Origin of the sequence: Vibrio sp. D431a (assembly GCF_030248655.1) — a bacterium.
GTDB classification, from domain to species: Bacteria; Pseudomonadota; Gammaproteobacteria; order Enterobacterales; family Vibrionaceae; genus Vibrio; species Vibrio alginolyticus.
Genome location: NZ_JAHGAP010000023.1, coordinates 77,158 through 92,669, shown reverse-complemented (window position 1 = coordinate 92,669; position 15,512 = coordinate 77,158). Strand labels below are relative to the sequence as shown.

Sequence of the window (15,512 nt, the reverse complement as noted above, 5' to 3'; positions counted from 1 at the left end):
ATTTTGCATAAAATTTGTCTAGAATTGTCAGCAAGTGTTTGTTGGAATTAGTATTACTTACTATAATAAGTGATAAAGATACTCAAAGAGGGCAACTATGACTAAGTCTGAACTGATTGAAAGACTCTGCGCTGAGCAAACACACTTATCAGCGAAAGAGGTAGAGGATGCTGTAAAAGATATTTTAGAGCACATGGCCTCTACACTAGAGAGCGGTGACCGTATCGAGATCCGTGGCTTTGGTAGTTTTTCTCTTCATTACCGCGAGCCTCGCGTAGGTCGTAACCCTAAAACGGGCGATAAAGTGGAATTGGAAGGTAAATACGTTCCACATTTCAAACCTGGTAAAGAACTTCGTGAGCGTGTAAATATTGGTTAATGCACTCTTATTAGTTTGAAAAAAGCGGCATACGTTTGTGTATGCCGCTTTTTTGTAATGTATCCAAGTTAGTCATACATCCAAGATCGTTTACTAATCTAATTGTGGATTCAGCTGTTTTCTTTGCTGCTTTCTATACCCAAATAACTTTAACTTCTAAGCATGTCTACAAACTAAGCATCTTGAGGTTACTTGGGTATAGATTATTGCTAATATACGTAGTCTGAAGAAGCATTTTCCTGCATAATCTTACCGACTTACTCCTAGAAGGGTGATGTAACATGAAAATTATAAAAATCGTTGCTGTTTTAGCTCTCTTTTTAATTGCATTGGCGTTAGGTTCCCAAAACCAAGAGCTCGTGACTTTTAACTATCTTCTAGCAAAAGGAGAGTTCCACTTATCTACGCTATTAGGTGTAGTATTTGTGGTTGGCTTTGCTTTAGCGTGGGTTATCTTTGGTAGCATCCAACTGAAAACTCAGCTACAGGTCCGTCGTTTAAAGAAAAAACTGAAAAAGTACGAACCAACTGAATCAAACAACGCTGCTGATAAGCCAGCCATTGAAAAACAGGCATAAGGATAAGGCTTAACTTTAATGCTTGAACTACTCTTCTTGTTGTTGCCTATAGCTGCTGCGTATGGCTGGTATATGGGGCATCGCAGCGCTCAGCAAGACAAGCAGAAGCAATCTCATCAAATCTCTCGTCAGTATATGACGGGTCTTAATCTGCTGCTCTCTGACCAATCAGATAAGGCTGTCGATCACTTTATTGAATTGCTCCAAGTTGATAACGAGACCATCGATACTCACCTTGCGTTGGGTAACCTGTTCCGGTCTCGTGGTGAAGTCGACCGCGCAATCAGAATTCACCAAAATCTTATTTCTCGTTCAGGCTTAACACTGGACCAAAAGAACCTCGCCCTTCAACAGTTAGCGAAAGACTACATGGTCTCAGGTTTTCTTGATCGTGCAGAGAAAATCTTCGAACAGTTAGTCGAAGAGCCAGATTACAAAGAGGCGGCTCTTCAACAATTAGTGACCATTTATCAGCAAACACGAGAATGGGAAAAGGCGATTTATTACGCGAACCAATTGGCTAAGTTAGGTAATAAACGCTCAAGGATGCGTGCAAATATTGCCCATTTTTGGTGTGAAATAGCCATGCTCGACCAAGCTGATGGGAATACTAATAAGGCAATACAGCATTTTAAAAAAGCGTTAGCGGAAGACCCGAAGTGTGTTCGAGCAAGTATTGCTTTGGGACGAATTTATCTAGAGTCTGAAGACTATAAGCACACCATCAAATATCTGACAGGGGTACTTGAGCAAGATAAAGACTTTATCAGTGATGTCTTGCCAACTATTGCAGAATGCTATCATCATCTGGGTCAGGAAGATGAACTTGTCGAGTTTCTGCGAGCTTGTATTGATAAGAAAGCAGGCGTATCAGCCGAGTTGATGTTGGCTCAATTAGTTGCTCATCACGAGAACGTTGGGGCTGCTCAAGAGTTACTGACGAAACAATTGCTGAAAAACCCAACCATGAAGGGCTTCTACCGTTTAATTGACTACCACATTGCAGAAGCAGAAGATGGTCGAGCGAAAGACAGCCTATCAACACTACAAGCGATGGTGGGTGAACAGTTAAAAGTGAAACCACATTACCGATGCCGGAAGTGTGGATTTTCTACCCATTCCCTTTATTGGCATTGTCCGTCCTGTAAAGGATGGGGGACGATCAAGCCAATCCGCGGATTGGATGGTGAATAATTCTTAATGCAGCTGGCAGAGTTTCTGTCCGCTGCATTTTTTTAACTTTTTATTTAATAAGAACCAAAACAGTTAGGAGATGAAATGATCGACCAAAAAGTTATTGTCGCACTGGATTATGATAACCAAGCAGATGCACTTGCGTTTGTAGATAGAATTGATCCTGCGTCATGCCGACTAAAAGTTGGCAAGGAGATGTTTACGCTATTTGGTCCTGATTTTGTACGTGAACTCCATAAACGTGGTTTCTCGGTATTCCTAGATTTAAAATTTCACGATATTCCAAACACCTGTTCGAAAGCAGTTCGCGCTGCGGCTGAAATGGGTGTATGGATGGTGAACGTACACGCGAGCGGTGGTGAGCGTATGATGACGGCATCACGTGAAATTCTTGAGCCATATGGTAAAGATCGTCCACTTCTTATCGGTGTAACGGTACTAACCAGTATGGAACAAAGTGATTTAGCTGGTATTGGTTTGAATGTTGCGCCTCAGGAGCAAGTGATTCGTCTAGCAACCTTGACCAAAAACGCAGGCTTAGATGGTGTGGTATGTTCAGCGCAAGAGTCCTCATTACTGAAGAGCGAACTAGGCCAAGAATTTAAGTTAGTGACCCCTGGTATTCGACCTGCTGGCTCAGAACAAGGTGACCAACGCCGTATCATGACGCCAGTAGACGCTATCCAATCAGGTTCAGATTATCTTGTGATTGGTCGCCCTATCACTCAAGCGTCAAATCCTGCAGAAGTGCTGAAGTCGATCAATGAGAGCTTATCTAACATGTAAGCACTGTCTCGATTGTATGGAGAAAAGTGAGGCTAAGATGCCTCACTTTTTACATCGAATGAAAATACTGATCGCGGTAAACAACCATTCCTTTTAACCAGCTATGTCTGATCATTTACTCGCTTTAACTGGTATATCGGGGCCAATTGAGATAAAGGTTCTGCGGTTTATTCTGAGTAAAGTAGGGCTTGGTACTATGCCGATCACACTTTTGTAACATAACTCACTGTGATGCCTCGAAAATGCAACCATGTGTTATTGATGGCTTGCGTTACAAATGTCTAAAGAATACTATGGCGAAGATGCATTCACTGCGTTGTAAGGTCTAGGATGACCTAGTGAAACTCTTTGAAATTAATATAGAAGCTGGCAGGACGTCACTTCATATTACGTTCCTATTATTTCCTATCTGCGTATTTTAAATCGCAGCTTTCTGTGAGCTTTCACACGCTGTCTTCCTTGTTACGACCTTAGTGCGCAAACACAACAAGGAAGAAACATGACTAAAAAACTGCCATTTTCAGTACTAGCAACACTGACCGCTGCCAGTTTTCAACTGAGTGCGGCAGAATTGCCAGCTGATATCGAATGGATTTCAAACAACAACGAACCTCTATTTGCCTCTGAAGAAGCGGTACGAGGTGGCACCTATCGCACTTACATTCAGAGCTTTCCGCAAACATTACGAAGTGTTGGTCCAGATGCGAACTCAGGTTTGCGCCAATACTTAATGGATGGTTCACCAAAACTGGCTCAGCGTCATCCAAATACTGGCAAATGGATCCCTCAACTTGCTAAGTCATGGGCATTTGGAGAAGACAACAAAACCGTATTCTTTAAACTCGACGAAACGGCCGAGTGGTCAGATGGTGAAAAAATTACAGCAGATGATTACGTCTTTATGATGAAGTACTACACGTCAAAAGACATTATCGACCCGTGGTATAACGACTTCTTCACAAACAGTATTGTGAGTGTTGAAAAAATTGATGACTACACGATCAAAGTCAATCTTGCTGTAGCTCAAAGTCATGACTCACTTATGGTTATGATTAACATGCCAAGTAATGGTTTTCAGCCTCGTCCTGAACACTTCTTTGAAGGAGAAAAGGACGCAAATAACGATGGTATGCCTGATAACTTCGTCAGAAAGTTTAACTTTAAATCTGAGCCAACCGCAGCGCCTTACTACATTGATCAAGTGAAGAAAGGTAAGAGCGTGACATTCAAACATGTCGGTGAAGATTGGTGGGGATACAACAACCGCTACTATAAAAACCGTTATAACGTTGAAAAGGTTCGCATTAAGGTGATTCGCGATCCTGATATTGCCATGAAGCACTTTGAGAAAGGCAACTTAGACTACTTTGAGATGGTGCTACCAAGCTTTTGGCATGACAAAACCAATAGTGATGTGTACAAAAAAGGCTATATCCAAAAGTACTGGGGCTTTAACGAAGCACCGCAAGGAGCTGGTGGTCTTTGGATGAACACAGCGATGCCTATGTTGGATAACCTAGAAGTGCGTAAAGGTGTTATGGCAGCCACTGACTATGACGGCATGATTGAAAACATCATGCGTGGAGATTATTCACGTAAACCGCATGGACTCGGCTTTGGTCATGGCGAATACGATGATCCTAACAATACACCGCCAAAGTTTGATGCTGATGCGGCGGTTAAACACTTCGAAAAAGCGGGCTTTGACAAAGTGGGCGCAGATGGTATTCGTATTAACGACAAGGGCCAACGCTTGAGCTTTGCTATCACCTATGGATACAACTCTTGGACACCGCGTATTGCATACCTGAAAGAGCAAGCGAAACTTGCTGGTCTTGAGTTCACGTTAAACTTGGTGGATGGCTCATCTGCGTTTAAATACATTCTTGAGAAAAAGCATCAGCTAGCGTTTTTGAATATGGGCTCTGGTGAGATCCCTGCGTATTGGGAATACCTACACTCGGATAATGCAAATCGACCACAAACGAATGCTCACACCAACTACAGCAGCCCTGAGCTAGACAAGTTAATTGAAGCGTATGATTCTGAGTTTGATCAGGAGAAGCGTTACGACTTGTCGCATCAAATCCAAAACTATGTCAGCAAAGCGAACATCATCGTTCCTGGCTACATGGTGCCTTATTCTCGAGTTGCTCATTGGCGCTGGGTTAAAATTCCTAAAAACGGCATGACAAAAGCGACAGAATGGGTGCTTCATCCAATGGATATCGGTAATTTCTGGATTGATAACCAAGTAAAAGAAGAGACAGAAGAAGCGATGGACGAGGGTAAAACCTTCCCAGAATTAACGGTAATTGATGATCGTTACAAATTGTAAATCAGTAGTTTAGATAGAAAATGATAGCCCCGGTAATGAATTTTATCGGGGCTTTCTTTTTTACTTAATAAGGTAAGACGCTTCTAAAAGGTAGGTTTTTGCATCACCAAGCAAAGAGAACGCTTTATCGATGGTTTTAAATCGATCATCAAGCGAGTCGCTTGATATCAGCTGGCTGAATGTTTGCAACGAGAAAGCTTCGTTTGCTTTGAAGAACTGATGTACGTTTTCAAGCTGCACTTTATGAATATGCTCCACCTTATTTAGGGCGGTGGTTAAATCGGAAATGTTAATCGACATTGCTACTCGGGAACCTTATCAACAAGACCTATATGAGGTCATAGAGTGGGGTTTTATATTTTGTGACAGAGAGTAGCACCGAAGAGCAATTTATAGTCTGATGAAGATCAATTTGCCTTATTTAAGCATCTGTAACGTGGCACTAGACGTGTACCTAGAGTTGGTACAAGTTACAACGCTTGAATATAGGCTAGGGTTCAACCTAATCAAAAGTAAAAGCCAAGTCCGACTAAAAGCCCTTGAGAAGCCGTATCATATTCAAATACCTCTTCATTTTTGTAATCGACCCAGGTCGACTTGTAAGCTAAGTTGAGATCAGACCATTCGTTAAAGCTATAACGAACACCAGTTTGAATGGCATAAGTGAAGTGAGTATCGTTGCCAAGTCCGGCGTCGATGCTGGCATGAAATCGCCAGTTTTCGCTCAATTCATCAATGAGTCGCAAGCCAACTAAAAAATCGACCCAATCTTCTTGTAATGACAGTCTATCTTCTAGTACCCGGTTGTCATTACGATACAGCTTGCCGGTGATGTCATTGTCCCACCAACGTAATCCAAACATATAATCCAGTTTACCAAATGAATATTGTTCGCGTTGGAATGCCTTTGCTTCTAGAACACCTTGCCGTATTTCGATGTCCGCACGATAACGAGCGTTAGGCAGAGCGCCCTTGATATTATTAACATCACCACTTAAGTTCATGAAACTATAATCTATGTAGTAGCCCCACTTACTTTGGTAAATACTCTCGAATCGCAACATCGCCCCAATATCGAGGTGGTCTACGATGAACTTAGGATCGACATCCACCTCTGATGAAAAGCGACCAATACTGGTATCCCCGTGGATATTCAGTCCTAGCATGTACACTTCTATGCTATTTCGCCAACGAGATTCTTGTGTCTCGGCTGAGAGCGCTACTGATGTAGGTAATACAAGAATGAGTGAGGAGAGTGATAGCAGGTTACATGGTTTCATCCAATTTCCTTTTCGGCTTTTCGTCAGCTTTCAGCTTAGTAGAAGTCGCTACACTCTGCATAAAAAAGGGAAGCAACTTGCTTCCCTGTAATTAACATTGACTTAGAGTTGTTTGGCAATGTTTGAGGTTAGGCTTTCTAAGCCTATGGATAAAGCGTTGACGAGCGCTTCATAGCCCTCATCTTGAAGCGGCTGTGAGATTTGTATTGGCGCGCTGTTTTCTACCTTACCTTCGGCATTAATGAGTAACCATTCCCCCTCAATTTCGATATTACCTTTGTAGCTGCCATTAAATTTATTTAACGTAAGCTGGAGTTTGGCTTCACCGCTTTGATCCAACAGATTATTCATTTCAGCCGGCCAGTAATGACTTTGCTTGTGACGCAGATCCGCGACGACTCTCTGAGTGATTTGCTCAGAAATACTGTGCGCCCATTGATTGTGTTTCGCCTGAATAACTTGGGTCTCAGAGGTTCGATAAACAATGCCACTATCATTCAAATAACTCGCCAATGTCACTGGACGAACAACTAAAGTTGGGCGCTGAGCGATATCAGAAGAGCTCAGCGTCACTGGTTCCACCTTAGGTAGAAGGTACATAGCTCCTTTAGTTTGCGGAGCGCTACTGCAACCCGTTAGACCGACAAATAGCGCGATAGACAGAAAGAATACTCGTTTCATTAGTTTTGGCCTTTAACTGGTATTGGGTCACTGATTTCATCTTCTCCAAACACAAGAGAGTTTGGCTTTTCGTTTAGCTGTTTAAGTACGGGTTTAAACTCTGTCATCACGCTTTCTAATTCTTTTAGCGTGGCTTCCATTTCGCTGTACATGGTTGAGTTGGGCCCATAACCATCGAGTGTTTTTTGTAATTGCTGTAAGCTTTGGCGAATATCTGTTGGGATCTCTTGCGTCTCTTTTTGATTCAAAAGTTTATCAATACTGTCCGCCACGCGTTCTGCTGAAGCTAACGTTTTTTCGGACGTTTTTAACGTTGAATTGAGAGAGTCTAGTGTTTCTTCCATTGGTAAGTTATTAATCTTATTTAGGAAGTCGTTCACTTGGCGCTGAACCTGCGCAAAACCACCACGCATGGTTGGGAAAACATCTAAATCAGCAAACTTACTCGGTACGTAAGGCTCGTCGTTTGGATAGAAGTCGGCGTCAACATACAGTGCGCCTGTTAATAAGTTACCTGTTTTTAAAGTACCACGTAGGCCTTTAGCAAACTCACTCTTCAATTTATCTTTTAACATTGGTAAAGATTGGGATTGGAAATCGCCATAAACACGGCCGAGCTCGATACGTACCAATACAGGGATTTTTTTCGCAGAAAAGTTCTCTTCTGGGGTTGGAAGTCGCATTGGTACACGCATCACAGTACCAATTCTCAAGCCTCGATATTCGACAGGTGCCTTACGTTTAAGTCCTCGTACCGATTCATCAAAAAGCATAACGAATTCAATATAATCATCGTACATGCCTTCTCGAAGTTGTTTAATATCATCGTACAAGCGGAAGTTGACCATATTTTCAGTGAGCTGTTCACCGGATTCAAGACCTGGAACGGTATCGAAGGTAACACCACCCGTTAGCATGCTCTCTAATGAGCCAAACTTGACTTCGAACCCTTCAGCGTTGAGCTGTAAATCTACGCCAGAATTCAGCCAGAACTTGGTACGAGTGCGCACTAAGCTGTCATAAGGCTTGAAAATAAAGAGTTGGTATAACGCTTTGCGAGTGTCAACATCAAAGCTGGTTTTCTCTACACGACCAACCGTAAAGCCTTTATAAATGACGGGGTCACCAACGCCTAGCTTACCAGCCTCGCGGTGTGTTAACACAAGGCGTAACCCCTCTGCATCAGGAGAGGCCACTGGGGGAACATCTAAGACCGTAAAGCGCTCTTTCTCTATCTTAGATTTACCCGGTTGAAGTTGGATATAAGCGCCAGAGAGCAAGGTCTCTAAACCTGAAACGCCATCACGGCCAATACGAGGCTTCACCACCCAAAACATGGTGTCATCTCGCAGCATGCGTTCTGCATCCTTGTTCATTTGTGCCTTAGCGATGATGTGATCGTAATTTTCACTGAGAGTGACTTCAGTAATCAGTCCGACTTTTACATTCAATGCTCGGATTTCGGTTTTGCCAACCTCAATCCCATCTGCGGTTGGCAGTTGGAGAGTAATTTGTGGGCCTGTACTGTTGATATATTGGAACAGCATCCACGCTCCCATGGCTAGCGCAAGGACCGGGACAATCCATATCGCAGAAATCTGCTTTTGCGGTTTTATTTGAGCGGTTACGTTGTTCTCATCACTCATATTTGGCTTTCTCGTTTAAGTTGTCAGAAATCGGCTCCTGCACTTCGTTTTGTGGCAATTGCCACAACAAACGTGAGTCAAATATCATTGCAGAAAGCATAGTAAAAATGACCACTGCCGCGAAAGAGAGCGCAGCAGGACCTGGATAAATCGCCATTAAGTTTTGCAGTTGAACCAGTGCAACTAAGATCGCGACGACGAAGATATCGATCATGGACCAACGGCCAATAAACTCAGTTATGCGGTAGATCTTTAAGCGTGAAATACTCTCTTCGTGCGGAAGATATCGCGCTTTTTGCGCATTGTAATACAGCCACGCGAGTGCCAGCATTTTCGCCATTGGAATAAATACGCTAGCAAAGAAAATTACCATCGCAATAGGGTAAGAACCTAAATGCCAAAGCAATATTACCCCCTCCATGATAGTCGAACCTTCTGCATGTCCAAGGCTTACGGTGTACATCATAGGGTAGAGGTTTGCAGGGATATAGAAAATGACTGAAGCAAACAAAAGTGCCCAAGCTTTTTGTAAATTGTCTGCGGGGTTGTATTTGTGAATAGGGCTTTTACAACGAATGCAGTGTTGGTGTTTTTTAGCTTCAATAGGGTTGAGCTGGTGACACGTATGACAACCAATATGGTTGTGGTTATGGTGCGTATCACCCTCTTTTACATCAGATAGCTCGATAGCTGGAATAAAGTGTCCCCAGAGCCAGCTTTTGTCGACCATTGATATGCATTTGACTACCAGAACGGTATATACACAAAACGCCCAGAATGAAGTGCCCATTCCTATGTCTGCGATGGAAGCGATTTTAATTAAGCTGACTAACACGCCAATCAAAAAGACATCCACCATTAACCAGGGTTCGACTCGAAACAGAAGACGGCATAAAACTTTTGCCATTCGTTGCTGCTTTCTAGAGGGGGTATGTTTACGTGCTTTTAATGCTTCAAGGTGAAGAAAGAGAATGAGACCAACATAGATTGCAGGCAAAACGATAACTGTTGCGAGTAGCAGCACACCCAAAAGCACATTTTGAAACTCAGCCAGCATTTTGGCAGCGTGCAACAAGGTGATTTCTTGCGACAACCCTTGCACGCTGAACGACATAAAAGGGAAAGAAATGCTTAGCACTAACATGATCAAACATGCCGATGATATGGCGATCACGCTTTGGTAAGGCTTGGCATTCACTTTAGTCAGCGAATGCGAACATCTAGGACATTGTGCTTTTTGCCCCTGTTCGATATCGGGAATGCGAACAACAAGGCCGCACTCTTCGCATGAAATTAACTGACGGGAATTAGGTTGAATACTCATCGGGTAGGTTTTAGATTCATTTGCTTTAAGAATACTCTTTTTTCACTAGGCACGCTTGTTTTGATTCAGGAGTTTACGAGTTTCTTACTTTTGGCATTAGAGCATATGGGAGATCTAAGACATAAACGAAGTCGCGTTTGGTACAAGATTTTACGGCGAAGATGAGTATGTTGGAAGCCGAAAATAATGTGATATTGCTTGTCTGTGGAGGGGTAATTACTTGTTTTTAAGGGTAAGTAACCCTGCCCAGATAATCTGAGCAGGGAAAAAGAGCATTTTATTTAAGGTGCTTAGTTGTACTTTACTTGACCGTTCCGCTCTTAAAAGCATTGGAGCCGACTTGCGTACCGTTGAGCGTTTTGCCGTAATAGCCTTGGTGCTGGTGATATTTCTCCGCGTTTGCGGTGACATTGCCTTTGAATCGAGGATCTTGTGGACGCTCATGGCTGTTGACGTATGCTGCGACATCCCAAGCTTCTTGCTCTGTCAGCTGCACACTTTTCCCAAGCGGCATGTTTTCGTAAATAAAATAGGCCGCTGTGTTAATCCGGTGCATACCTGCGCCCCAGTTATACGCATATTCGCCCCAAAGTGGTGGAATGTATGAATGGTCGTTGGTGTCTTTGATGCCTGAACCGTCGGCGCGATGGCAAGTTTCACAGTTCTTTTCGTAGACCAATGCGCCTCGCTCTATTGATGGTTCTTGCTCAGGGGCGGCGATTTTTGGGTAGCCACGCCCAGAGAGATTACCCCGCTTTTCAATTGGTAATGCTTGTGCGATGGCTTCGGGCAACGGGAAGTCTTTTGCTTTTCCACCAATTTGCAACGTTTTTGCGTCTAGCTCTGGAATGGGTTCATCCACCATACCATGTTTGTCAAGCAAGCCGCCCATCGCTAACCAGTAGGCGTAAGCACTAAGGGCAACAATTTCTGTCGAATCGTAAGCGGGCGCTTTACCGTTCATGGAATACTCGAAACAACCTTGGATACGGTCAGCATAGCTGTTTACGCGATCGTTTTTCTTACGATATGCCGGGTATGCCATGTAAGCCGCCCACAGTGGCGCAGCGTTTGCTTTTCGTCCTGCCTCCATATGGCAGTTCACACAGTTTTGTTCGTTGCCAACGTATTTTCCGCGCATTTGTTGTGAGTTAACAAAGAGCGAGTAACCACGTTTTACTTGCTCACCAAATGCGGTGTTTGGAATTGTGCTGAGATCACGCGGTTTTAAGTATTCACCGTTATTTTCTTTTTCTATCGCAGGTAGCTCTTTCTGGCGGTCCGGTAATGGATCGTTAGCTAGTACGAGCGTAGAAATGAAAGGCAGTGCGAACAAAGAATAGAAACGTTTCATGACTGCTCCTAGTAACGTAATGAGGCAAAGTAGTAAGCAAGATTTTCGATCTCTTTGTCAGTGAGATTTTTTGCGATGGTCCCCATCATATTGAGCGGGTCGCCACTGCGAGTGCCGTTTTTCCATGCCATCAATTGCGTTTTTAAGTAATCAGCATGTTGGCTTGCGAGGCGAGGGAACTTGTCGACGCCCATACCGCTGGCTCCATGACAAGTCGCGCAAGCTGGAATGTTTCTATCCCAATCGCCTTGGAAAATTAATTTACGATAAGGGTTACGAATATCAGCTTGGTCGCCGCGTTGTTCTGGATTCGTGAACTCATAGCTCGGGAGGTTAGCAAAGTACTCCATAACTTCCTTACGGTCTGCGGGATCGCTGAGTTCCTTCGCCATGCCTTGCATGACCACATTTTGGCGTTCGCCACTAAGGAATAGTTCGATTTGAGTGTTGAGATAATTCGCGTTTAAACCAGCGATCATAGGCGCGATATTTGGCTGTCCCATGCCATCTTGGCCGTGACAACCGCTACATACGCTGGCTTTTTCCGGAATAGACGAGGCGCTTGCGCCCATAGTGGCTGTTAACAAACAGGCCGCCACCACTGAAAGAATTTTTGACATGCTGACTCACTTTAATTTTTATTAATATGTCCAAGCGCTACTTGGTAGTCACTTGGACGATATTGTCGGCCTTGTCAATAATGAAAGGTATTGTGGATTTCCACATATTTAATAAGTGTAAATGGCCGTATTTGTTTTTATTGGTTGTTCTATAAGCGATAAAAACAAAGTGGTGAAGAGCTGCACAAATCGGCAGCTCTAAGTGGTAGAGACGTCTTAACGTGCGGCGTCACGCTTTGCGGATTTTGGCTGGCAGGGACTGACGTGCCGCCGCGCCCACTACCCAATCCAACAACACGCCTTTGCCTTCTCGAGTAGGGTCAATTAAGCCAATGTCGTTAATATTGACGCCATCTTGGCTGCGCGTTTTTACGGGTTGCTGTTTATCACCGATCCAGTGCGAGCGTTGTCCTAGCTCGGTATGACCAAACCCATGTTCAAATCCGAGTGTGCCAGGGCGAATCCCGCTGACTATCATCGCAAGTGCTTTGGTGCTTGCAGATGGTGTCTCGATAACAAACTCATCACCCGTTTTAATGCCTGCGCGCTCGGCATCGATTGGATGGATGTACACTGGGTTTACGCCTTTAATCGAGTTCAACCTTGGCGATAGATTGGATACCGCACTGTGAATGTTGGATTTAAAGTTCGCCAGGCTGAAAGGCCATTCTGAGCTTGGGAACTGGTCTTCCATTGGTGTGCCATCGGCCAGTTTTTGTGGATGCCATGTTGGGCAACCCGTGTAGAAATCACCGGTCATGGTGTTTCTTGCGCTGCCGACACGTTCATTCCATATCGCGACAGGTCGTGTCCATTTGTGCTTCATTTGCTCACCTTGATACGCTTCGGTTGCATTTTCAAAACGTCCACCGCGAGCAAAAATAAACGCCACACGTTTCATCTCATCCGCTGTCAGCGTCTTCTGCATGGCTGGCATTAAACGCTCTAGGCCGGACCACGCAATGTCTTCTGCCGAAACTTCAGGCACCCCGCCTTTCACATAAGCCAAGTTTGCCGCGGAACGTAAGTAGAAATCTTCAGCGCTGTGGAGAGCGTGCCAATTCCCTTGCGCATCTTGAATCGCGTTGTCACCAAAGCCGCCCAGTTGCATTTTCTTGGCGACATCAATCAAAAAGTTTTCTAAGCAAATTGAACGACCATCGGCGGTTTTCTCTGTTCGCGCTCCCACAATCGGCCAGCGAGCGGTGACGGTTTTCACCGGAACGTCGTGCCAAGGCGTTGCCATACCCCAGCTTTCGTAGGTGACCGTGTCCGGCACAATGTAATCCGACAATGCGGTGGTTTCGTTAATGAACGCATCAACAGACACAATCAAACCGAGTTGTTTTGGATCTTTAAGCTTGTCTTCCAGCAGCGCTTTCAAACCGGGTACACCATACATTGGGTTCGCCATGTGATTGATCCACGCTTTAACGCGGTATGGATAACCATCAATAGCCGCAGATAGGTGCTCTGTCAGCAGTGGCGCGGCAAACGGATACCAAGGCGCGCGAGTTGGATAAGGGGATTCACCTGCCTCAACGCGACGTTTGTATTCGCTTGTTTTGTGGTAGGGGAATTTACTGCGCGACAAAAAGACGCCTTTCGGGCCGACTTTGCCAGCAAATTTGGTGAAGTCGTAACGAGGACCCGCAGCGGAAGTTGGGTAGCCACCCGCTTTGGCCATCGCGCCGCCTTTCATATTTATGTTACCAATCAACGCATTGAGCATCATGATAGTAAACGAGTTATAGAACCCATTGGTGTGCATGTTGCCACCGTGGGTATCGACCACCGCTTTTGTTCCGTGACTGGTGAAGCGCTTTGCTAGTTCAACAATTTGTTCGACAGGGATTTCACATTGTTGGCTGTAGAACGCAAGGCTGTATTTGAACGCCTCTTCTTTGAGTCTATGTAGAGACGATTTTACGCGCACTTCGCCCGATGCAAGCGAAACCGTTTTATCGACAAACAGTGCCGCTTCCTCAGCTTGGGTATGAACACCAAATTCGCCTCTTTGCTCATCCACGATGACGTACGGGTCGGAGTCAGACAACGCTTCGCCCTCGAATGGCAGATTCAAGTCCGACGCGCGTAAAAACGTGCCGTTTCTCGGGTGCTGATTATCGCTTATCACGAGATGCGTAGCATTACACCAGTGCGCGGTGCCGGCTCGTTTCATCGCGTTTGCCCCCGGCTGCGCCAAGAAGGTTTTGTTGTAGCGTTGGTTTTCGATGATCCACTGGATCATGCCAAGCACGAGGGCAGAGTCGGTGCCCGGTTTGATTGGTGTCCAGCGGTTATTGTCACCTGCTGCCAAGCTCGATGAACCCGCCGGCAAACTTGGTGTGATGATGGTGTATTCCAAGCCACCTTCTGTTCGCGCATTGGCGAGTTGGCGCGCCTGACGCTTAAAAGGGTTACCCGCTTGAGCTGGCGACATACCGATGAAGATGATGTATTCCGCATTATCAAAATCTGGCTTTAAGTGTGCGTTCTTATCTAAGTCGTTCATAAATGCGCCGCTGCCAGCACGAAATGCGTAGCCGCAGTAAGAGCCGTGATGCCCAAAGTTACGTGTACCATAGCTGTTGAACGCGAAGCGTTTGAATATGTCGTCTCGGCCTTCGTTACCGGCGTTGGTCATTAACAATTGGTTGGCTTTCGGTCCATATTCTGGGTTTTCAGGATCTACGGGCGTTGTTAAATCGTGAATGTCGCGTAAGCCATCAACATGGCCTTCACCAAATAAATCACCACCTTCTACGATTTCTTCTATCAATTGCTCGTAGCTGATCGGAATCCATTTTCCTTCGCCGCGTTTTCCAACTCGTTTCAGTGGCTGAGTAATGCGGTACGGGCTGTTGCGAATTTCTAGCATCCCATTGCCACGTGCGCATGCTGTTGAACGACCGTCAAGGCCCGCTTCTCCTGTCAAACTTAAATAAGCATCTTTGACTGGCGTTTCGAACGGAATGTGTTGCTGATGAGAGAGTGGGTGATATGGGTTGCCAGTAATACGCAAAATCTCGTCGCTGCGGTTATCAATGCGTACACGCAATCCGCACAGTGACCAACAACCAAAACACATCGATGGCGCAACGAGCTGATTTGGATTCGGGATTAGGTTGCCTTTGCTGTTGACCGTGTACTCTGGTTCAAGCGAGTTACCGTGGTGAATATCACGCGTTTTTTCTCCCGCAGTGCCTTCGAGCGCACCCTCGACTATGTGTTTGGTGGTGGTAGCGTAACCCGCAGCGAATGCGCCAAGCCCACCCACTGCAATGCCTGATTTCAAAAACTGACGGCGTTTGTTATCCATGATGAAATCC

The 15,512-nt window shown here is 45.0% G+C and carries 13 protein-coding genes; 5 read left to right on the top strand and 8 right to left on the bottom strand.

What is annotated here, in order from left to right; translation table 11 throughout:
* Positions 1-97: 97 nt before the first annotated feature.
* The 5 genes from ihfB to KJB35_RS18850 all read left to right on the top strand — a co-directional run bounded on the left by ihfB (position 98) and on the right by KJB35_RS18850 (position 5,275).
* A complete protein-coding gene (ihfB, locus tag KJB35_RS18870) occupies positions 98-379 on the top strand; it encodes an integration host factor subunit beta (protein ID WP_005385816.1) in 282 nt (93 codons plus the stop codon).
* 281 nt (positions 380-660) lie between these two features.
* The gene (locus KJB35_RS18865; protein WP_005376663.1) at positions 661-957 is read left to right on the top strand and encodes a LapA family protein; all 297 of its coding nucleotides are present in this window, start codon (positions 661-663) and stop codon (positions 955-957) included.
* An 18-nt stretch (positions 958-975) separates the two neighbouring features.
* Positions 976-2,151 carry a lipopolysaccharide assembly protein LapB gene (lapB, locus tag KJB35_RS18860; protein ID WP_005376665.1) on the top strand — a complete coding sequence of 392 codons (1,176 nt, stop codon included), beginning with the start codon at positions 976-978 and terminating at the stop codon, positions 2,149-2,151.
* Positions 2,152-2,235: 84 nt separating this feature from the next.
* Positions 2,236-2,937: an orotidine-5'-phosphate decarboxylase gene (pyrF, locus tag KJB35_RS18855; RefSeq protein WP_005376667.1), complete on the top strand. Its 702-nt coding sequence runs from the start codon at positions 2,236-2,238 to the stop codon at positions 2,935-2,937.
* A gap of 499 nt (positions 2,938-3,436) precedes the next feature.
* Positions 3,437-5,275, top strand: a complete 1,839-nt coding sequence (locus KJB35_RS18850; protein WP_005376669.1) for an extracellular solute-binding protein — start codon at positions 3,437-3,439, stop codon at positions 5,273-5,275.
* 60 nt (positions 5,276-5,335) lie between these two features.
* Here the strand turns inward: KJB35_RS18850 and KJB35_RS18845 are convergent, their stop codons facing one another.
* From KJB35_RS18845 to KJB35_RS18810, 8 genes are all read right to left on the bottom strand, one after another.
* Positions 5,336-5,575, bottom strand: a complete 240-nt coding sequence (locus KJB35_RS18845) for a hypothetical protein (RefSeq protein ID WP_005376679.1) — start codon at positions 5,573-5,575, stop codon at positions 5,336-5,338.
* A 206-nt stretch (positions 5,576-5,781) separates the two neighbouring features.
* Positions 5,782-6,555, bottom strand: coding sequence for a hypothetical protein (locus tag KJB35_RS18840; protein ID WP_031778929.1), 774 nt, complete (start codon positions 6,553-6,555; stop codon positions 5,782-5,784).
* 102 nt (positions 6,556-6,657) lie between these two features.
* Complete coding sequence (locus KJB35_RS18835) at positions 6,658-7,236, bottom strand: membrane integrity-associated transporter subunit PqiC (protein WP_054577654.1); 579 nt, start codon at positions 7,234-7,236, stop codon at positions 6,658-6,660.
* The gene (gene pqiB, locus KJB35_RS18830) at positions 7,236-8,882 is read right to left on the bottom strand and encodes an intermembrane transport protein PqiB (RefSeq protein WP_064354173.1); all 1,647 of its coding nucleotides are present in this window, start codon (positions 8,880-8,882) and stop codon (positions 7,236-7,238) included. The genes KJB35_RS18835 and pqiB overlap by 1 nt, the downstream gene beginning before the upstream one ends.
* Entirely contained in the window at positions 8,875-10,206 is a 1,332-nt protein-coding gene (locus KJB35_RS18825) for a paraquat-inducible protein A (protein ID WP_213908157.1), read from the bottom strand. The genes pqiB and KJB35_RS18825 overlap by 8 nt, the downstream gene beginning before the upstream one ends.
* A gap of 301 nt (positions 10,207-10,507) precedes the next feature.
* Positions 10,508-11,560 carry a c-type cytochrome gene (locus KJB35_RS18820; RefSeq protein ID WP_213908156.1) on the bottom strand — a complete coding sequence of 351 codons (1,053 nt, stop codon included), beginning with the start codon at positions 11,558-11,560 and terminating at the stop codon, positions 10,508-10,510.
* A gap of 8 nt (positions 11,561-11,568) precedes the next feature.
* Positions 11,569-12,132, bottom strand: coding sequence for a cytochrome c (locus tag KJB35_RS18815; protein WP_370687796.1), 564 nt, complete (start codon positions 12,130-12,132; stop codon positions 11,569-11,571).
* 277 nt (positions 12,133-12,409) lie between these two features.
* Positions 12,410-15,502, bottom strand: a complete 3,093-nt coding sequence (locus KJB35_RS18810) for a tetrathionate reductase subunit A (RefSeq protein WP_213908154.1) — start codon at positions 15,500-15,502, stop codon at positions 12,410-12,412.
* Positions 15,503-15,512: the final 10 nt, after the last annotated feature.

What these genes read in the sequence shown, in the direction of transcription:
- ihfB (WP_005385816.1), top strand. Translation starts at nt 98, where the DNA reads ATGACTAAGTCTGAACTGATTGAAAGACTCTGCGCTGAGCAAACACAC.
- KJB35_RS18865 (WP_005376663.1), top strand. Translation starts at nt 661, where the DNA reads ATGAAAATTATAAAAATCGTTGCTGTTTTAGCTCTCTTTTTAATTGCA.
- lapB (WP_005376665.1), top strand. Translation starts at nt 976, where the DNA reads ATGCTTGAACTACTCTTCTTGTTGTTGCCTATAGCTGCTGCGTATGGC.
- pyrF (WP_005376667.1), top strand. Translation starts at nt 2,236, where the DNA reads ATGATCGACCAAAAAGTTATTGTCGCACTGGATTATGATAACCAAGCA.
- KJB35_RS18850 (WP_005376669.1), top strand. Translation starts at nt 3,437, where the DNA reads ATGACTAAAAAACTGCCATTTTCAGTACTAGCAACACTGACCGCTGCC.
- KJB35_RS18845 (WP_005376679.1), bottom strand. Translation starts at nt 5,575, where the DNA reads ATGTCGATTAACATTTCCGATTTAACCACCGCCCTAAATAAGGTGGAG.
- KJB35_RS18840 (WP_031778929.1), bottom strand. Translation starts at nt 6,555, where the DNA reads ATGAAACCATGTAACCTGCTATCACTCTCCTCACTCATTCTTGTATTA.
- KJB35_RS18835 (WP_054577654.1), bottom strand. Translation starts at nt 7,236, where the DNA reads ATGAAACGAGTATTCTTTCTGTCTATCGCGCTATTTGTCGGTCTAACG.
- pqiB (WP_064354173.1), bottom strand. Translation starts at nt 8,882, where the DNA reads ATGAGTGATGAGAACAACGTAACCGCTCAAATAAAACCGCAAAAGCAG.
- KJB35_RS18825 (WP_213908157.1), bottom strand. Translation starts at nt 10,206, where the DNA reads ATGAGTATTCAACCTAATTCCCGTCAGTTAATTTCATGCGAAGAGTGC.
- KJB35_RS18820 (WP_213908156.1), bottom strand. Translation starts at nt 11,560, where the DNA reads ATGAAACGTTTCTATTCTTTGTTCGCACTGCCTTTCATTTCTACGCTC.
- KJB35_RS18815 (WP_370687796.1), bottom strand. Translation starts at nt 12,132, where the DNA reads ATGGGCGCAAGCGCCTCGTCTATTCCGGAAAAAGCCAGCGTATGTAGC.
- KJB35_RS18810 (WP_213908154.1), bottom strand. Translation starts at nt 15,502, where the DNA reads ATGGATAACAAACGCCGTCAGTTTTTGAAATCAGGCATTGCAGTGGGT.